We start from the raw sequence: 17320 nt of genomic DNA on the forward strand, positions 1-17320 counted from the left end.
GTAACAAAATGAAAACATTATTAATGATTGCTTGGAGAAACGTTTGGCGTAATAAACTACGAAGCAGTATTGTCATTGCTTCGGTAGTTTTAGGCATCTGGTCTGGGTTGTTTATCATGGCCATGGTCTCCGGTATGAACGATCAGCGTTTGAGTAGTTTTATAAATACAAATTTGTCCCACATCCAAATTCACAATGCTGGTTTTCAGGAAAATTTTGATAAAAAAGATACTATCATAGGAAGTAATACTCTTTTAAAAGAAATAGACACCATGAGTCATGTAACGGCTTATACGAAACGGTTGGTATTACAAGGAATGGCATCTACAGCTCATGGTAATTATGGTGTGAAGATTATGGGAATATTCCCTGATAAAGAAAAAAATGTCACAGATATTTCAGAAAAACTGGTGCAAGGAACCTATTTGTACAAACTAAAAAGAAATCCAATTATCATTGGGGAAAAACTAGCCAATAAATTAGGTGTTAAAGTCAATTCCAAGGTGGTACTCAACTTTCAAGATTCCAATAATAATACCGTTTCAACTGGTTTTAGGGTTGAAGGAATTTTTAAAACCATAAACAGTTCGTTTGATGAGGAAAATGTATTTGTGAAGTATGATGATTTAGCTCCACTAGTTAGTTTAAGTGGCAAATACCATGAAATAGCCATCTTGTGTGATAACATTACTGAAACTGAAACTGTAGAGAACCAAATCAAAACAAACAATTCCGTTGAAAGTTGGGATCAACTTTCACCAGAATTGGGCTATGCCCAAGAAGCCATGAGCAACTTTATTTACATTTTTATGGGGATTATCTTATTAGCCTTGGCTTTTGGCATTGTTAATACTATGCTCATGGCGGTTCTGGAACGAAAACGAGAAATAGGGATGTTGCTATCTGTTGGTATGGATAAACGAAAAGTCTTTACCATGATTATTTTGGAAACACTTTTCTTGGCTTTTATAGCGGCGCTTCTAGGTGTATTGTTGTCAATATGGACGATTGAATATTTTGGTAGGAATGGCATCAATTTATCGGCTGTGGCCAAAGGACTGGAAAGTTTAGGTATGGGTGCAAGAGTATTTACCAAACTGCCATTTGCCATGTATGTAGATATTACACTAATGACACTTTCTGTAGCTTTGATTGCAGCCATTATACCAGCAAGAAGAGCTTTAAAATTAAATCCAGCAGAAGCCGTGAAAGCTATTTGATAAAAATTTAAAACTCAACAAAAATGAATGTTATAAAAACAGAAAACCTAACAAAAGTTTATAATGAGGGTAAAGGCAATGAAGTAAGGGCTCTTAACGGAGTATCCTTGGCTGTAGAAAAGGGAGAGTTCACTGCTATTGTTGGTCCTTCGGGGTCCGGAAAAAGTACCATGCTCAATATTATTGGTGGCCTTGACAAGCCTAATTCAGGAGAAGTGCTTGTCGATAAAACAGATATCATTGGAATGAAGGAAAACGAACTTATCAATTTCAGATTACAAAATATTGGTTTTGTGTTTCAGGCTTATAATTTAATCCCAGTCCTTAACGCTAAGGAAAATGTAGGTTTCATTATGCTTTTGCAGCATAAATCGAAAGAAGAAATTGATAATAGAGTTGAAGCCCTGTTAAAATCGGTTGGTTTGGATAGTCAAGCATCAAAACGCCCCAATGAAATGAGTGGTGGTCAACAACAGCGCATTGCAGTGGCCAGAGCATTGGCTTCTAAACCTAAATTTGTATTAGCTGACGAACCTACTGCTAATCTAGATTCAAAATCCACATCAGATCTTCTTGACATTATGGAGCAACTCAATGAAAAAGAAGGAATAACATTTGTTTTTTCAACGCATGATCAACGCGTTATTGATAGGGCACATCGTATAGTAACATTGGAAGATGGTAAAATAATTAAGGATACCAAGTAATTAAGTTGAAGTTAACAAAGCACATAGTATTCTATATTTTGGTTATTGCATCAATAATCAATATGACGGCACAGGAAAAGCAAAATTGGGTTTCTGAACATGTAGACTTTTCGGGTTATGTAAAGTATTTAAACACTTCTAGTTTTACTTCCTTGGATAGTATAGGAAATGACAACCTAATTCATAATAGATTAAACTTTAAGATGTATGCCAACGATAATCTTACACTAGCAATCGAATTACGTAACAGGATATTTTGGGGTACTTCAGTTAAATCAATTCCAAACTATGCGTCAATGGTTGAAAATTCAAACCAAGATATTGATATGACTGCTTTATTAATAAATCAACCAGCACTTATTTTGCTTTCAAATATTGACCGGTTGTATGTAGATTATCATTCAAGTAAATGGCAGTTGGTTTTAGGTCGTCAACGTATAAATTGGGGTAAGAATTTAGTTTGGAATCCTAATGACCTTTTTAATGCTTACAGCTTTTTTGATTTTGATTATGAAGAGCGACCAGGGACAGATGCCTTAAGAGCAAAATATTTTACTTCAGGAAATTCTAGTTTCGAATTTGCCATTAATTATACAGATCAATGGAAAGATAATACTGTAGCTATAAAGTATAATTTCAACAAATTTCAATATGATTTTCAAATGATAGTCACCAAATATTTAGAAAATTACACCTTGGGGTTAGGCTGGGAAGGTGTTATAAAAGATATGGGGTTCAAAGGAGAATTAAGTTATTTTATGCCGTATGGCAATTCCAACGAAGACAATGCTTTTGTAGGTTCCATTTCGTTTGATTATTATTTCAAAAATGATATTTCCTTAAATGTTTCTACATTATATAATAGTGATGGTATAAGTAACACAGATGCTTACGATGCTTCTCAATTATATAGTGAATCTATTGACGTAAAACACCTAATGCCTAATAAATGGTCCTTTTTTGGTCAAGCTTCTAAAACATTTACACCAGCAATAGTCGGCTCAATAACTTCTATATATGCTGCTGATATTGATATGATTTTTTTTATGCCACAGTTTACTTATAGTATATCCCAAAATTGGGATTTTGATGTTACTGGGCAACTTTTTTATGGTAAGCAAAAAGATAATTTTTCTAACCTTGGAAATAGTATTTATTTAAGGTTTAAATATAGTTTTTAAGTAATAAAACGATAGTGTAAGGATGTTTCTTAAAAAGAAGTAAATCAAAAATTAGATAAAGTTAAACCAAATTACAAACTGTTTATTATGAAAGTTTTATTAGTCCTATTTGCTAGTGCCTTCTTTATTAATGTTAATGCTCAAAAAATGAAAGAATATAAAATTGAAATAGCTGTAAAAGCTTCAAAAGAAAAAGTCTGGGAGGTGATAACAAATTTTGAAAATTATCCTAGTTGGAATTCTGTTTTAAAAATGGAAAGTAACAATAACTTAATTGTGGGGAATAAATTCAAAGTAACAATTACACAACCAAATGGCAAAAGTTCAAATTTTAAAGCTAAGGCAGTTAGTAAAAATGATTTTAAATCATTTTCTGCTACTCAAGTTGTTATGCTGAATTGGTTTTTTAAGGCAACACATAGTTTTATAATTGAAGAGGTAGACGAACAGAATGTTGTTTTTATTCAAAAATGGGAATTAAAAGGCATTATTGCCTCTCTGTTTAGAAAAAAGATTTTTAAAGAACTAGAAATTTTTAAAAAAATGAATAGAGAACTTAAAGAATTAGTAGAACAGTAGTAAAGTAGAATTGTTATGTTAAGACTTGGTGGATATATAAATATAATAATAGCATTTGCTCACATTATCGGTCTATTTTGGGCAGAAAAAATATTTGAGATAACAGGGATAGGAGAAGAAATGGTTAAGCTTTCTCAAATACATTTCTCATTACCTTACCTATTGACGATTTTTGTTGCTATTGTCTTTTTCATTTTTGGACTTTATGGACTTTCCGCAGATGGAAAAATTAAAAAACTCCCAAATTTAAAATATGGAATATTTATAATTTCAGGAGTGTATATAATTCGCGGTGCTGGAGAATTATTGTTTGGTATTCCTCAACAAAAGGCTGTATCCAGTTTAGAAACAATTTATTCTATTGTTGCTTTAGGCATAGGGTTACTGTTTTTATTTGGAGGTTTAAAAAAATGGAAGTTTAAAAATATAAGAGTATAATTAAAACGGGGTGTAAAATTCGCTTAAAATTAAATGGCAGATTTAATAAAAGAAACTTCAAAAAAAGAAATATCAATTTTTCGTACATCAGTAAATTCACAAAACGAAGTTAGGAAATTAAAGCCTTTACTAGATGTGATAATTGGTTCTAAAAATTGGAACTTCGACTTAGAAGATTGTGCATTCATATAATTCTATGACGTCTGAAGCTATTTTAAAATATTCATCTCCATCCAAAAGAACAAGGATTGATAAACTGCCTTTATGTTTTTCAAAATCAGTTGGAAATCTTAACCAAGTTTCTATTTCTTCATTTAGTATTTCTGATTTTAATGCTAGCTTCTTTCCAAATACCAAAGAAATTGTATCCAATTGTGCTTTTGCAGAAATACAGATTATTAAAAATAGAATACCTTAAAATTTCTTTCTTATCATATTATTGTTCATACACCCAGAGCTTTATCTAAAAATAGGTTAGTAAATTTTAAATTCAATTATTATCCTTTATTCTGCCCTGCTCTTCTTCAGAAGGGTTTCTTTTATCCTTTTCCTTATTAAAATTCGACCCAAAATTGTATGTCAATTGAAAATAGACATTTTGACGGGACCAATCGCTTATAATATCGGCATCAATATTATCATAAATAATATTGCCATAGAATTTGCGATTCAAAATCTCCTCAATACCCAAATTGATTTTGAATTTATCATCCATAAACTTTTTGCTTATGGCAAAACTAAGTCCGGCCAACCAATCGTGTTCTATTTGCCCCTGAAGTCCGCCGGTGGTATAGTATCCCGTCAATTCTGAATTCATATCCCAGGGAAGTTGATACTCCAGGTTTGTGTACCATGTCAAACTCCATTTATCCAAATCGAGTTTTGGGGTCAAATTTTCTGATTCGTATTTATTATAATTTACTATAATTCCGGTATAGCCATCCAAACCATCAAGAAAACTTACAGGTGCAAAACCCCTAAAGCTCCAATTTTCCCTCTTGGCAAGATTGATTACCGACCTGGAGGTTTGGGCCGTGGCATCATCTTGAGATATAATTTCGAATAAGGCGTCGTCTGTATTCTTGTATCCTATGCTAAAAAAGGGTTGATTATCATAAGTAAGATTAAATTGAAAACTATTGGTGAATTCAGGTTTTAAGTTTGGATTTCCTTGCTCAAAAGTATAAGGGTCGTAATAATAGACAAATGCATTTAGGGAATTATAAGAAGGCCTTAAAATTCGATAGCTATAAGATAGATTAGCTCCAAATTTGTCATTAATTTTTCTATCGATGCTAGCACTTGGAAATAATTTCGAAATTCTCCTGCTCCTTACTTCATTTGTATTGGTGGAAGTTCCCTTTGTATTACTGTTTTCCCAACGTAACCCACCAGAAAATGACCAATTTTCCCACTTTTTCACCATTTTTAAGTATATGGCCAAGATGTCTTCATCTACCAAAAAACGGTTACTTTGGTCAGCATCCAAAGTGAAATCCCCATTCGTATTTTGTACAAAAGAACGTAAGTCACTATCCGTGGAAACCCTTGAGTATTTTGTTCCGAACATCCAATTAAAATCTTGATTTAAAGTACGTTTATAATCTCCTTTATAAGTCAATATTTGATATTTTCCATCTTGAAAATATCGTTGGTCATCGTATGAAATTGGACTCTGTCCGACTTTATATAAATTGTTAATATTATCATTGTTGTAATCAACGTAATCAAAATCTAGAATGAACTTATTTTTTTCATCTTCAAACTTATAGTATGGGTTTATATTATAAGTTTTTCTATTACGATCAAAACTATTTTCAGTGAGTAAGGATTCTGATGAACCCGTTTCAATAATTTGGGTACTGTTAGATGCTATCCTGTCGGAATCTGTATTAATAAATCTTGTTCCAAATCCTATGGTATGATGCTCATTTATGTAATAGTCTAGCCCTCCATTGAATCTATAAGTTTTTGGATTATATGGTGAAATAGTCGATTGGTCATAAATTTCTCCATTTACCCTTCTAGTTATAAAAAGGTCTTCTCTCCATGCTGATTTTCTATACCCTGCACCTAATTGCCAATTAAGTTTATTCTTATAGCTTGCAATTGAGCCACTCACCCCATATTCAGGTCGATTATCATATCCCGTATAAAGTTTAAGGTTTCCATTAGTGCCTAGTCTAACATTTTTTTTGAGGATAATATTGATTAATGGACCTGACCCTTCGGCATCAAACTCAGCACCAGGTTGTTGAACCAATTCAACCTTTGAGATATTGTCCGCTGGGAGGTCTCGCAATAAGGATGAAATATCCATATACTCGGTTGTTTTTCCATTTATTAAAATGGTTATGCCTTGTTGTCCGCCATAAGTAATATTTCCATTGGTAACGATAATACCCGGTACTTTCTTCATGACATCCTGTAAATTGGAACTCACCATTTCAGATTGCTCCAAATTAACTATCAATTTTTCCGCTGTTTGCCGAATTATCGGACGATTACTTTTAACAACAACTTCGTTTAATGCTTGAGCTTCTTCCTCTAAGGTAAAACTATATGTTACATTTTGGTTTTCATCAGAAAGGGTAAAGGAATCTGATTTTTGGGTCTTAAAACCTAGGACAGAAACCTCCAGTAAATAATTTCCATTAGGAATATCCATAAAGGAATATACCCCTTTATCATCACTCACGGCTCCTGTTACCACCTTATCAGTATCAGCATGATATAAGACAATATTTGCAAAAGGTAATGGCTCTTCTGATTTATCAACAATCTTACCAGAAATGCTATTTTGAGAATACAATAATCCCGTATTCAGCAAAACATATATTATTATACTAATTCTCATAAATTTTCTTTATTTCACTATATTTTCAATCTTTGACTTGATTGAATTTATTTTGTCATTATATCCCTTATCACTACTATATTTCATTTTGAAGTGATTTTTTTTCAATCTTATTTGAAACGAATAATCTTCATTGTGTTTTTCATAATTAATTTTCCTATTACTCTTCTCTGGAAAATCATCAAAATTGCTCTTAAGTATTTGATAGATTGAAGAATACTCATCATTATCTATGGTTGTAGAAGATACCGTTTCATACTTAGATGGTACGATAGAGTTCGTTGTGCTACAACTAACAGCAACCATCATTAACAAACTGATTTTTAATATTTTTAAATTCATAATTTCTATATATTTAATTGATTTTTAACTAATGTGTAATAAAAATTTTTCTTATCTATTAACTCTGTATGTGTACCTTGTTCTACCATTTTTCCTTCAGATAAAACTATTATCTGGTCTGCCTTTTGAACGGTACTTAAACGATGAGCTATTATGACAACCGTTTTATTCCTAAACAACTTCTGCAAATTATTATGTACTTCTTTTTCATTAGTAGCATCTAAAGCTGAAGTTGCTTCGTCCAAGAAAATATACTTTGGATTTTTATAGATTGCCCTTGCAATTAATATTCTTTGTTTTTGGCCTCCTGAAAGATCATTTCCCCCTGAACCTATTTTAGTGAATTCTTTAAGTGCTAATGAATTGACAAAATCAAATAGATTGACAGCTTTTAAAACATTATTCATTTTTATTTTGTCAACATTTGTATCGTTCATAGCAATATTTCTTTCAATAGTATCATTGAATATATATCCGTCTTGCATCACAATTCCCGAATTCTCTCTGATACTCTTCGCCGATATTTCACTTATTTCATCCAAGCCATATAAAATCTTTCCAGATAATGGAGGAAAAAAGTTCAATAACAACTTCATTAAAGTTGTTTTTCCACTTCCACTATGGCCTACAATTGCTGTAACCTTCCCTTTTGGGATCATCAAATTGATATCCTGAAGGATATATTTATGAGAAAGTATATTGTATTTGAAATTGACATTTTGTATTTTAATATCAACTGGAACTATTTCCGGATTAAGTTTCTTATCTGACTCTTTTTCCTCATTTTTTTGAGTATATACTTCGCTCAGTCTATTAAAACTTAAAAAAGCATCTTGTTGAGATTTTATAAAGTTCAATAGTTGGTGTATTGGGGAATTCATTTGACCAATTATAAAAGAAACACTCAATAAAGCCCCCAATGTCATTGTATCTTTTACAACATAATTAGCCGCCAAGAACGTGACCAAAATATTTTTGAGTTGATTAAAAAATGTAAATCCAATAGATTGGAATTGATCAATCTTAAGTGATTTAATATTAATTTTCAATAAATTGTTTTGAAGGTCAATCCATTCATTTTTCTTATAATCCTCATATTGGTTAAGTTTCATCTCCTTGATACCATTATAAAACTCATAAACCGCTTCCTGGTTTTCTGATTTTGCCCTAAATAATTGATAATCCAAAGTTTTTCTTCTTCTTAACCAAAAGAATGACCATACTACAGATAAGGAAGTAAGTCCTAAGTATATTACAAACAGGTAAATGTCATAGTAGAATAGAATAATGGAATAAATAATTAACGTTAAAATCGAAAAAACAGTTAATATGCTGTCCGAAGTAAAAAACTCTTCAACTTTTACATTGTCCTGTATTCTTTGATTAAAATCACCTGAATTTTTAGTATCAAAGAAACTGATGGGAAGTTTTAGAATCTTATCCAAATACGAATAAATAACATCAATGCTAAAGTTTGCCCCAATGACTAGAGTGTACCAATTCCTCAGAATATTGATTCCCATTATTCCAAGAAAAACAAACAGTTGAGCCAAGAGAATTAAGGTAATAAAGTTTAAATCCTTCTTGCTTACTCCTTTATCTATCAAAGCTTCCGTCAAAAAAGGGAGAGCTATACTTAAAAGGCTGCCTATTAATACAAAAAACATCAACAAGAAAATCTTTTTCTTGTATGGAAGAAATAATCTTAATATGTGATTTATCCGTTCTTTGAAATCGTTTTGGTCCTTTAAAGAATAAAACTTGTCAGTAGGATCGAGAAATAGAGCAATTCCTTTTTCTTCCCCTTTCAGCCATGATTGTTTAAATTGTTCTTCATCCAAAGTAACTTTTCCATGAGCTGGATCTGCAATCTTAAAAGTCCTATTTTCACCTGTGAAAGAGATTGCCTCTAAAACCAAAAAATGGTTTTTGTTCCAATATAGTATGCATGGCGAATTAAAATTATTTACGAGCTGTCTTAAATCCAATTTAACAGATTGAGTCTTAAATCCAATTTTTTTTGCTGCATGAATAATTCCTAGCATAGAAACACCATCCTTACCTATTTGACAAAATTCTCTAAGATTGTGAAGTGAGAATTTATTTCCAAAATAGCTAGTCACCATACTTAATGAAGCTGGCCCACAATCCATTAAATCATGTTGACGGATTAATTCGATATGCTGGTCTTTTTTTCTGAACATTATTATTAATCAAGAAGCCGTTTTGTACATCTTAGAGTAACAGAATCTATAAAAGTTCGTTACGAATTGCTTAAAGTAAAGGGAGTCCTTTTTTATCAGGATACTTAAAATATCACTATTCTTGTTAGGACTAAGAATTAAATTTGTTAGCAGTATATAATTACCATAATATCTTGATATTGAACGATTCCAAAGTTTAACTCTTGACAATCCCCTTCTTTCAATTTTGCCATTATTAATACTTTCTGGTTGATTGTGTATTTGCATATAAATAGCATCATACATACTAGAAACTTCGGCATAGAATTTTGCTAGAGTTTTCACGGTTTTGTAATCTTTACTCGCTGTATTGATATCACAATTAAGAGCCAGTTCAATAACATTTTTATTAGCTCCCTTTGAGTCTTTGTATATAATTCCAGAAGGCTTTATCACTAACTGATATTCAACATTATCATCAGTCACAAAGACGTATTTGTTCCTTCCTTCCTTATTAATGTTATAACTATTCATTATGGTAATGGTTCTATTAATTCCAGTTCTTTCACCCTAACCCCTTTATTATTGATCAAGACTTTTAAGAAATACAGTGTTACTTCTTTTGGTAAACTCTTATGTTCATCAATAATTGATTTAACTTCAACGCCAACTTTGCATGTGTTGATAGTATCTAGTATGGATACGAGTTCTGGAAAATACTTGAATGATAATCTTGAACCTCTGACATAGACATATAATCTATCTTCTATTTTTTCCGAATTAATTTCAAATAAATCGTTTGGAATTATGAATTTGGTTTCAAGATTCGGGAAATACTCTTTTTGACTATCTATTTTTTTATGGTAACTAAGAGGTATATTTTGCCACCCTCCATTACTGATTAAGCATTTTTTGTACTCATTATAAGTTAGCTTTAAAAAATCCAATAAAGGCTTTTCTAAAATGTCTTTATCAATATTTAGGGTATTAACAAAATCAGTAAACGTATTTTCGTTACTTAAATAATCTAACTGACTTTCTATAATACTTTGATCATTTTTGAGAAATAAATTTTTAATGGTCTCAATCATTAATTTGGAAAAATCATACCTGGTAGGATTATTAAACCATAATGTTACTCCAATTGAGAAATCCCCGGAATACCCAATATGATGTTTGTTCCAAGGCATATAATATAAATCCCCAGAGCCAAACTCATATTTTTTTGCATATTTTAGGAGTGGGTCAACATTTTTATTATTAGAAATTCCCTTTCCTACCTTTTCATACAAATCTTCATCCCACACATACATACTCTTATTACCAGGACCCAAATGATAGTGTAATACATTTTCCCCTCTATTATCAGTATGTATTCCCAGTGGTGTCCACCCATAGTTTCCTATAAAAGTTGTTAACTCTAAACCCCACGGTGGAATTCCAACAATATCGAATAGAGGACGAATCGTTTTTAAAATAGTACTTGCAAGAATTTCTGAATGCTTTTCTCCATAATTGGTGATTATTCCAAATTTTTTGCCAAACACACGGGTGCAGTATGATTCGATACTTTCCGAATCGTTAAGTTTATTATCTTTAATCAGCCTTCTTATTTCTGAGTCACTCAACTCCTTATCATCTATATAAAGTCTGAACCCATTCGTAATATCAAGTCTATTTATCCTTGATCTTAACATTTCTCTAGCTCCATTGTTTAATGCATCTAAAGTATCTTCAGAGATTGCCTTTTTATAAACTTGTGTTTCTGAGAAAGAGAGATTTTTCTCGATAAATGAGAACCACCAATCCTTTGTAAAATTTTTTGTCTTCATAATATATTTTTAATTGATCATTTCTTCTGTCATTATTATTTAACTATGGCTACTCTCTTTCCAACCCTCTTATCATCCTGTTCATCAATACCATCTCTTATAGTCAACTTCTCAAGTGCTGATAGTTTTTCAGTTTCTAAAAAGTTATCTGGTGCCTTTATCTTATTTTCTATTTTTAAGTGATTTTTTGGTTATTGGTAATAAGGAGGCGTATATTTATAAACACCTCCTTAATAATCAAAGACTCCCTACTCGGAAGCTTTCTCCTTCTTCTTTTCCTTTTTTACTTCAACATCATCAACAGCGGTATTTCCACCTTTTAAGGTTTCGTTTTCCAAAGCTGATAGTTCTTGAGTGTCCAAGAATTTTTCTGGATTCGAATTTTTCATTTTTAAAAAATTTAAGATTGGTTATTACTCTTGTTTTTTCTCCTTTTTCTTTTCTACCTTAACATCAGTTTCGGCATTTCCACCCTTTAAGGTTTCGTTTTCCAAAGCTGATAGCTCCTGAGTGTCCAAGAATTTTTCTGGATTCGAATTTTTCATTTTTAAAAAAATTTATAATTATATAAGATTCAATTTTAGTTTCAAGACATTAATTGCTCTTCGGTCTATCTCTCGGCCAAGAGTATATTGTTTGTTTTTACAATCAACTCTTCGTGTATAAAACTATATTTTAGTACTTTACTTAATGCTACACTAAAGAGTAGTTGTATTGATGAACAGGAGAAACTACCCTTTTGGGTAGTTCTGAATTCATGGTTGAAGTCAAAAAATCTACAGGAACCAAAGACTTGTTTTTATTATAGAAGCCAATTAAGTCTTTATACCGCATACTCACGGGAATGGTTTCGGAACCTAAATAATTGATAGGTTTATCTACAGGAGTGGCCTTAATTCCCAACGCTAGCATGACCCTTAAAAGTTTACTGTCGCACTCTGCATAAGCTACAGCGTTTTTATCTTGACATATAGGAGCTATGGCACAAACCATAAGCCTCTTAAATAAATTGATATCCTTAACTCCTTTTTTTATGGCGAATCTGCCAATATGCCAAATGGATTTATTAATGTCATAACCATTTAACAGTAATGGATTAATACCGAATATTTTCTGGATAGGCAATATGTCCTTGTAATTCCACCGTAGTACCCTAATCGATCCTATTATGGAATTATCCTCGTCTTTGGAAACAAAAATTCCAGCATTTTTAAAATAAAGCATCTCTTCCTGGAAAATTGAACTTATGTCATTTTCATAATTTTCAGGGTAAATACTACTTGTGTGATGCTTGAAGTTTTCATTGACTACAAACTTGGCCAGGTCAAATAGTTGTTCTAACTCTAATCTTTTTAAATAATTTTTTGGAAGTATCATAATTCTGGTTTTACTTCCAAATCTATTGGGACTACATAGCTTTATTTTTACACAAAATGGTAGTTGTTAGTTAGTTACATAAAAACTATACTAAAGTGTAGTTTTTAAAATGTTAAGAAAAAAGTTACATTTGTAACAGTAAACACTTATACCTACACTATATGGCAGACATGAAAGACTTCTTTTCCTTTAAGAATTCGGTTAATGAAATTCCAGAGGGAAGTCAAGGACAAACATTAGATTATTTAGAAGCTATAAAAGCTTTCTCAAGGACTACATACAAAAGCATCTATGTGATTGATTATCAGAAAAGGGGCTTTGAGTATGTATCGGACAACCCATTGTTTCTTTGTGGCCATACTGCCGAAGAAATTAAGGAGATGGGGTACGCATTTTACTTTAAATATGTAATAAAGTCCGATTTGGATCTGCTGATTAAAATCAACACGGCAGGGTTCGAATTTTATGATAAAATCCCAATGGAGGAAAGAAAGAATCATACTATCTCATATGATTTTCATATAAAAAACCAAGAAGGAAAAACCATTTTGATAAATCAAAAATTGACCCCCATGTTCTTGACCAATAATGGCAAAATATGGAAAGCCATATGTATTGTTTCCTTATCTGCAGAACGACAAGCAGGAAACATAAAAATTTACAAAAAGGGGGACAATAAAATTTTCAAGTATGATCTTGATGGTGACTTTTGGAAAGCCGATGAAAAAATAAAACTTTCATCGAGGGAAAAAGAAATATTACAGCTATCGACCAGAGGTTTTACCATAAATGAAATATCCGAATCAATTTATGTGTCTCCGGATACAGTAAAATTCCATAGAAGAAAGTTATTCGACAAACTGGAAGTGACCAATATATCCGAAGCTATTATGTATGCCACCAATAATAAACTCATTTAGATTGTAAGGCTCTGGCAAACAAACATAATTATGTTAGTCCATTATTCAAGAATTCAATATCGTCGATAAATAAAATTCAGGAAATTTTTTTACTGCTCTTCCTGTAGCGATATCAAAGAGGATATGGGTACACATGGCGGCAACTTTCCAAGAGGCAATTGAAAGTTGTGGAGGTGGCAAATTTTCCTTTTCGCTTTTGTATTTCTCGATGATTTCATCGATCCAATCTTGAGGATTTCCCCAAAATCTCATATACGTTGACATGTATTCAACCATATTGACCTCATTAAATTTCTCATTTGGTTTTGCAATAGCAGATAATGACATACCATCTGGAGCAATTACCGTAACAAGTCCTCCCCAACCTAAATTATACGGGTGAATTACAGGAATATTATTTTCTTGACAAACTTTGTCAAACTGTAATGGGATATCTGTTGTAAAATCCAAGGCATTAATAGCAATTGCATGGCCTTTTATAAACTTTTCAACATTGGTTTCAGTTATAAAACTGTTATAAACCTCAATATTAGCTTCTTTATTGATAGCCTTCAATCTAGCATTTATGGACTCTACTTTCTCGGAGGCGATATCCTCTTCAGTATAATTCTGTCGGTTCAAATTGGATAGCTCTACCTTGTCGCCATCTATAATAGTGATATTCTCAAACCCCAAACGTAGGGCACACTCGGCAATTACACTTCCTATTCCGCTACCCCCCAATATTATGGGACAATCCTTAATGATTTTTTGCTCTTCATCACTAATGTATATTCTATTTCGCAGGTATCGTTCTTGCATTCCTGTTTATTGTTTTGATATCAAAATTAGGGTTAATAGTTGAATTGAATCCTACCCATAAGTGTAGTTTCAATCGGGCTCATTTTTAATAATTTTAACAGAATCCATAACATTCTCATTGAAAAAGTACGCAAACATATTAAGCGACCTTGAAAGGCATATTGAATTCTTGGAGTTTGACAATAGTACCTCAATAATATTCAAAGCTGAAAAAATTATTGAGAAGGCTAAGGAAAGTCTTAAAAAGGCTCGGAAAATCGTGCTTTCTCAAGGGTTTGACAATAAGGAAAGTGAGATTTACTTTTTTAAAATAATCAAGCCCAAGCTCTACAGTAAACTCATTTACCATCTTAAACTATTTGATATTGAAAACAAAAGACCAAGAGGAAGTACGAAATCACAAATCAAATATTTTAATTCCCAGATAAATAAACTGCAAACGTATCTGAATGACAATCTGGATTTCTATACTTATTATCGAAGGGAATCATCTATTTTCGATGAGTATTACTTTTTGAGAGGTAACGCAACAATTAAGCTCTTCCCTGGAACTTTCCACTTTTTAACAGACGAACAATTTTCAACAAGCCATGATAGCATGGTAGCCCAGATTATGGCTTACGACTTGCTCATTATATATATAAAAAGAGAGATAGATAGATTAGAAAATAATGGGTCCCTTCGAGAGTCTCGAATGATGTGGACCAACAATAAAATAGATTTGATAGAACTTATTTATGCTTTGTACAGTACCAATTGTGTAAACAAAGGAAGGGCGGATATCAAAGATATTGCATACGCCGCTGAACGTATTTTCAAAGTCGATCTTGGTGATTATTACAGAGCTTTTTTGGAAATACGAATGCGAAAAAAAGGAAGGACCAAATTCCTTGATGCACTAAAGGAAAATCTCGAAAAACGCATGGATGAAATCGATGAATAAAAACACCAAAGTTCGATAACTTGGGTGTTTCCGTTTTAAGGGACAACGCTCATTTTCTTTGATACCTTTTAGCTAACTATCAAAACTTGCAAACACCCAAACGAATACAATATAAGTCATTTAAAATCAACAAAAAATAATACCCAAGATGTCCTGTCTTGTGAATAAAACTCACCAAAGCCCATCAATTTTGTAAAACGAAAGTCAAATCAGCAAAGAGGCCATCAAATTAGGTGACAGTAATGCGATGGTCTCTTTTATTTAAATCGTTTTATTATGGCAGCAACCATCATTACCACCGAAGATCTTCGGGAATTCAAAACAGAATTGCTCGATGACATCAAACAACTTTTACAAAACCAATCAGGACACGTTTCTAAAAAATGGCTAAAATCCCCAGAGGTAAAAAAGCTTTTGGGAATCTCTTCCGGCACCTTACAGAACCTAAGAATCAATGGCACATTACCCTATACCAAAGTGGGTGGTGTACTCTATTACGATTATGAGGAAATTATGAACGTGATGGAAAAGAACAAAATCCATAACAAATTCTGATATTTCTTTGGAGCAGATAAATTACATCAAGCACCTGAATGCCGTGTTCCTGCAATTCTCGAAAGACGGCCGTTTGAATCCCACGCACATCAGTCTGTACGTGACCTTGTTCCAGTTGTGGAACAATTACCACTTCCCCGTTAATTTCCATATCAACCGGGAAGAAGTGATTCAGTTTTCAAAAATCGGTTCAAAGACCACCTACCACCGTTGTATCAAAGAACTGCACCATTGGAAATACCTGCTATACGAACCTTCCCACAATCCATTCCACGGCAGCAAAATCAAGATGTTCAATTTTGGGACAAGTGATGGACAAGTTCTGTACCCAAGCCATACCAATATCGGGACAAGCAATGGACAAGCGGTGGTACCTATAAACAAACATATACAAACAGTAATAAACAATACAAACGGGAATAAACTTGACCGGCCCAAAAATGAAAATGAGGTCATCGTTTTTTTTCAAGAAGAAAATTGGCCGGAACTGGAGGCCAAAAAATTTTACAACCATTACCAAGGCATCGGCTGGAAAGTAGGCGGTAAAACAAAGATTATCGATTGGCAGGCTACCGCCCGCAACTGGATGCTAAAAGCCGACGAGCTCAAAACAGTTAAGACAGTGGTTGCAGTTAGCCAAAATACGGACAACCTAAAGACAAGTTCCAATAAAAATTATAGTGATCCCCTATGAGTTCCCATAAACCACATATCATCATCGAGGGCAGTGTTCAATATACCTTAGGAACATTTAGGAACAATGAAATCATTTACGATTTTGATAAAATGCTCGTTTATCTCAATGCCAAAGGGAAATTGCTCTTTGGCAAAAAATTCAGGATCTATGAGGAAGACCGAAACATACTTTTCAAGCTGTGCAATTATTACATCAAGGACGAAGCAAATTGTAAAAAACTCGGTATCGACATCCATAAGGGCATTTTGCTTTCCGGTCCTGTGGGTTGTGGCAAAACCAACCTGATGAAACTCCTACGCCATATTGTACCACACCGTAAACTTTATGAGGTTATTCCCACCCGGAATATTGCCTTTGCCTTTAACAACATCGGCTATAAAATCATTGAGGATTATAGTGATAAAAAATTCTACTGCTTTGACGACTTGGGTGTAGAACCTACCGGACGGCATTTCGGGAAAGACTGCAACGTACTTGGCGAAATATTGTTGTCCCGTTACGAGCTGTTCTTGAACCATCATATCCAGACCCACGCCACCACCAACCTTAATGCCCAGGAGTTGGAGGAACGCTACGGGAATCGGGTTCGTTCACGGATGCGGCAGTTGTTCAATTTGGTGGCTTTTGACAGAGGGAGTAACGATAAGAGAGTATAGTCTTATAAAAGAGATAATTAAATGTAGGAATC

Annotated in this window: 20 protein-coding genes; 10 read left to right on the forward strand and 10 right to left on the reverse strand. The window is 32.9% G+C overall.

Features of this window, described 5'->3' with window-relative positions; genetic code table 11:
• Positions 1 to 8 precede the first annotated feature (8 nt).
• From AACZ88_RS21160 to AACZ88_RS21180, 5 genes are all read left to right on the forward strand, one after another.
• Positions 9 to 1220, forward strand: a complete 1212-nt coding sequence (locus AACZ88_RS21160) for an FtsX-like permease family protein (protein WP_094998140.1) — start codon at positions 9 to 11, stop codon at positions 1218 to 1220.
• Positions 1221 to 1243: 23 nt separating this feature from the next.
• Entirely contained in the window at positions 1244 to 1927 is a 684-nt protein-coding gene (locus AACZ88_RS21165; protein ID WP_339714940.1) for an ABC transporter ATP-binding protein, read from the forward strand.
• Between the two features lie 62 nt (positions 1928 to 1989).
• Entirely contained in the window at positions 1990 to 3108 is a 1119-nt protein-coding gene (locus AACZ88_RS21170; RefSeq protein ID WP_339714943.1) for a hypothetical protein, read from the forward strand.
• An 87-nt stretch (positions 3109 to 3195) separates the two neighbouring features.
• Entirely contained in the window at positions 3196 to 3687 is a 492-nt protein-coding gene (locus tag AACZ88_RS21175) for an SRPBCC domain-containing protein (protein ID WP_339714946.1), read from the forward strand.
• Positions 3688 to 3702: 15 nt separating this feature from the next.
• Positions 3703 to 4125 carry a hypothetical protein gene (locus AACZ88_RS21180; protein ID WP_339714949.1) on the forward strand — a complete coding sequence of 141 codons (423 nt, stop codon included), beginning with the start codon at positions 3703 to 3705 and terminating at the stop codon, positions 4123 to 4125.
• A gap of 168 nt (positions 4126 to 4293) precedes the next feature.
• Here the strand turns inward: AACZ88_RS21180 and AACZ88_RS21185 are convergent, their stop codons facing one another.
• The 9 genes from AACZ88_RS21185 to AACZ88_RS21225 form a co-directional block, all read right to left on the reverse strand.
• Positions 4294 to 4497, reverse strand: a complete 204-nt coding sequence (locus tag AACZ88_RS21185) for a hypothetical protein (RefSeq protein ID WP_094998135.1) — start codon at positions 4495 to 4497, stop codon at positions 4294 to 4296.
• Positions 4498 to 4615: 118 nt separating this feature from the next.
• Positions 4616 to 6982 carry a TonB-dependent receptor gene (locus AACZ88_RS21190; protein WP_094998134.1) on the reverse strand — a complete coding sequence of 789 codons (2367 nt, stop codon included), beginning with the start codon at positions 6980 to 6982 and terminating at the stop codon, positions 4616 to 4618.
• A 9-nt stretch (positions 6983 to 6991) separates the two neighbouring features.
• The gene (locus AACZ88_RS21195; protein WP_158657180.1) at positions 6992 to 7324 is read right to left on the reverse strand and encodes a hypothetical protein; all 333 of its coding nucleotides are present in this window, start codon (positions 7322 to 7324) and stop codon (positions 6992 to 6994) included.
• Positions 7325 to 7329: 5 nt separating this feature from the next.
• Positions 7330 to 9528: a peptidase domain-containing ABC transporter gene (locus AACZ88_RS21200; RefSeq protein ID WP_094998132.1), complete on the reverse strand. Its 2199-nt coding sequence runs from the start codon at positions 9526 to 9528 to the stop codon at positions 7330 to 7332.
• A 9-nt stretch (positions 9529 to 9537) separates the two neighbouring features.
• A complete protein-coding gene (locus tag AACZ88_RS21205) occupies positions 9538 to 10041 on the reverse strand; it encodes a hypothetical protein (protein WP_094998131.1) in 504 nt (167 codons plus the stop codon).
• Positions 10041 to 11339, reverse strand: coding sequence for a hypothetical protein (locus tag AACZ88_RS21210; protein WP_094998130.1), 1299 nt, complete (start codon positions 11337 to 11339; stop codon positions 10041 to 10043). Before AACZ88_RS21210 ends, AACZ88_RS21205 begins: the two co-directional genes overlap by 1 nt.
• Before the next feature lie 248 nt (positions 11340 to 11587).
• Positions 11588 to 11728: a hypothetical protein gene (locus tag AACZ88_RS21215; RefSeq protein WP_188669484.1), complete on the reverse strand. Its 141-nt coding sequence runs from the start codon at positions 11726 to 11728 to the stop codon at positions 11588 to 11590.
• A 24-nt stretch (positions 11729 to 11752) separates the two neighbouring features.
• Entirely contained in the window at positions 11753 to 11884 is a 132-nt protein-coding gene (locus tag AACZ88_RS21220; RefSeq protein WP_262494254.1) for a hypothetical protein, read from the reverse strand.
• Positions 11885 to 12032: 148 nt separating this feature from the next.
• Positions 12033 to 12716, reverse strand: coding sequence for a hypothetical protein (locus AACZ88_RS21225; protein WP_094998129.1), 684 nt, complete (start codon positions 12714 to 12716; stop codon positions 12033 to 12035).
• A gap of 161 nt (positions 12717 to 12877) precedes the next feature.
• Here AACZ88_RS21225 and AACZ88_RS21230 point away from each other — a divergent pair, with 161 nt between their 5' ends.
• On the forward strand, positions 12878 to 13636 hold the full coding sequence (locus AACZ88_RS21230; RefSeq protein WP_094998128.1) for a LuxR C-terminal-related transcriptional regulator: 759 nt from the start codon (positions 12878 to 12880) through the stop codon (positions 13634 to 13636).
• 45 nt (positions 13637 to 13681) lie between these two features.
• On the opposite strand, the gene AACZ88_RS21235 is transcribed toward AACZ88_RS21230, so the two are convergent.
• Positions 13682 to 14437 (reverse strand): ThiF family adenylyltransferase, encoded by a 756-nt coding sequence (locus tag AACZ88_RS21235; protein WP_094998127.1) that lies wholly within the window; start codon positions 14435 to 14437, stop codon positions 13682 to 13684.
• 118 nt (positions 14438 to 14555) lie between these two features.
• Between AACZ88_RS21235 and AACZ88_RS21240 the strand changes: the two genes are divergently transcribed.
• From AACZ88_RS21240 to AACZ88_RS21255, 4 genes are all read left to right on the forward strand, one after another.
• A complete protein-coding gene (locus tag AACZ88_RS21240) occupies positions 14556 to 15380 on the forward strand; it encodes an RteC domain-containing protein (protein ID WP_158657179.1) in 825 nt (274 codons plus the stop codon).
• 276 nt (positions 15381 to 15656) lie between these two features.
• A complete protein-coding gene (locus AACZ88_RS21245; protein ID WP_094998125.1) occupies positions 15657 to 15935 on the forward strand; it encodes a helix-turn-helix domain-containing protein in 279 nt (92 codons plus the stop codon).
• Positions 15936 to 15942: 7 nt separating this feature from the next.
• Positions 15943 to 16629: a hypothetical protein gene (locus AACZ88_RS21250; protein WP_188669483.1), complete on the forward strand. Its 687-nt coding sequence runs from the start codon at positions 15943 to 15945 to the stop codon at positions 16627 to 16629.
• Entirely contained in the window at positions 16626 to 17288 is a 663-nt protein-coding gene (locus AACZ88_RS21255) for an ATPase (protein WP_339714971.1), read from the forward strand. The genes AACZ88_RS21250 and AACZ88_RS21255 overlap by 4 nt, the downstream gene beginning before the upstream one ends.
• Positions 17289 to 17320 lie beyond the last annotated feature (32 nt).

Origin of the sequence: uncultured Kriegella sp. (assembly GCF_963975415.1) — a bacterium.
Classification (GTDB): domain Bacteria; phylum Bacteroidota; class Bacteroidia; order Flavobacteriales; family Flavobacteriaceae; genus Kriegella.

Coding starts and splice junctions, on each gene's coding strand:
- AACZ88_RS21195 (WP_158657180.1), bottom strand. CDS start 7,324: ATGAATTTAAAAATATTAAAAATCAGTTTGTTAATGATGGTTGCTGTT.
- AACZ88_RS21255 (WP_339714971.1), top strand. CDS start 16,626: ATGAGTTCCCATAAACCACATATCATCATCGAGGGCAGTGTTCAATAT.
- AACZ88_RS21210 (WP_094998130.1), bottom strand. CDS start 11,339: ATGAAGACAAAAAATTTTACAAAGGATTGGTGGTTCTCATTTATCGAG.
- AACZ88_RS21180 (WP_339714949.1), top strand. CDS start 3,703: ATGTTAAGACTTGGTGGATATATAAATATAATAATAGCATTTGCTCAC.
- AACZ88_RS21175 (WP_339714946.1), top strand. CDS start 3,196: ATGAAAGTTTTATTAGTCCTATTTGCTAGTGCCTTCTTTATTAATGTT.
- AACZ88_RS21230 (WP_094998128.1), top strand. CDS start 12,878: ATGGCAGACATGAAAGACTTCTTTTCCTTTAAGAATTCGGTTAATGAA.
- AACZ88_RS21235 (WP_094998127.1), bottom strand. CDS start 14,437: ATGCAAGAACGATACCTGCGAAATAGAATATACATTAGTGATGAAGAG.
- AACZ88_RS21170 (WP_339714943.1), top strand. CDS start 1,990: ATGACGGCACAGGAAAAGCAAAATTGGGTTTCTGAACATGTAGACTTT.
- AACZ88_RS21165 (WP_339714940.1), top strand. CDS start 1,244: ATGAATGTTATAAAAACAGAAAACCTAACAAAAGTTTATAATGAGGGT.
- AACZ88_RS21160 (WP_094998140.1), top strand. CDS start 9: ATGAAAACATTATTAATGATTGCTTGGAGAAACGTTTGGCGTAATAAA.
- AACZ88_RS21205 (WP_094998131.1), bottom strand. CDS start 10,041: ATGAATAGTTATAACATTAATAAGGAAGGAAGGAACAAATACGTCTTT.
- AACZ88_RS21200 (WP_094998132.1), bottom strand. CDS start 9,528: ATGTTCAGAAAAAAAGACCAGCATATCGAATTAATCCGTCAACATGAT.
- AACZ88_RS21220 (WP_262494254.1), bottom strand. CDS start 11,884: ATGAAAAATTCGAATCCAGAAAAATTCTTGGACACTCAGGAGCTATCA.
- AACZ88_RS21245 (WP_094998125.1), top strand. CDS start 15,657: ATGGCAGCAACCATCATTACCACCGAAGATCTTCGGGAATTCAAAACA.
- AACZ88_RS21215 (WP_188669484.1), bottom strand. CDS start 11,728: ATGAAAAATTCGAATCCAGAAAAATTCTTGGACACTCAAGAACTATCA.
- AACZ88_RS21225 (WP_094998129.1), bottom strand. CDS start 12,716: ATGATACTTCCAAAAAATTATTTAAAAAGATTAGAGTTAGAACAACTA.
- AACZ88_RS21190 (WP_094998134.1), bottom strand. CDS start 6,982: ATGAGAATTAGTATAATAATATATGTTTTGCTGAATACGGGATTATTG.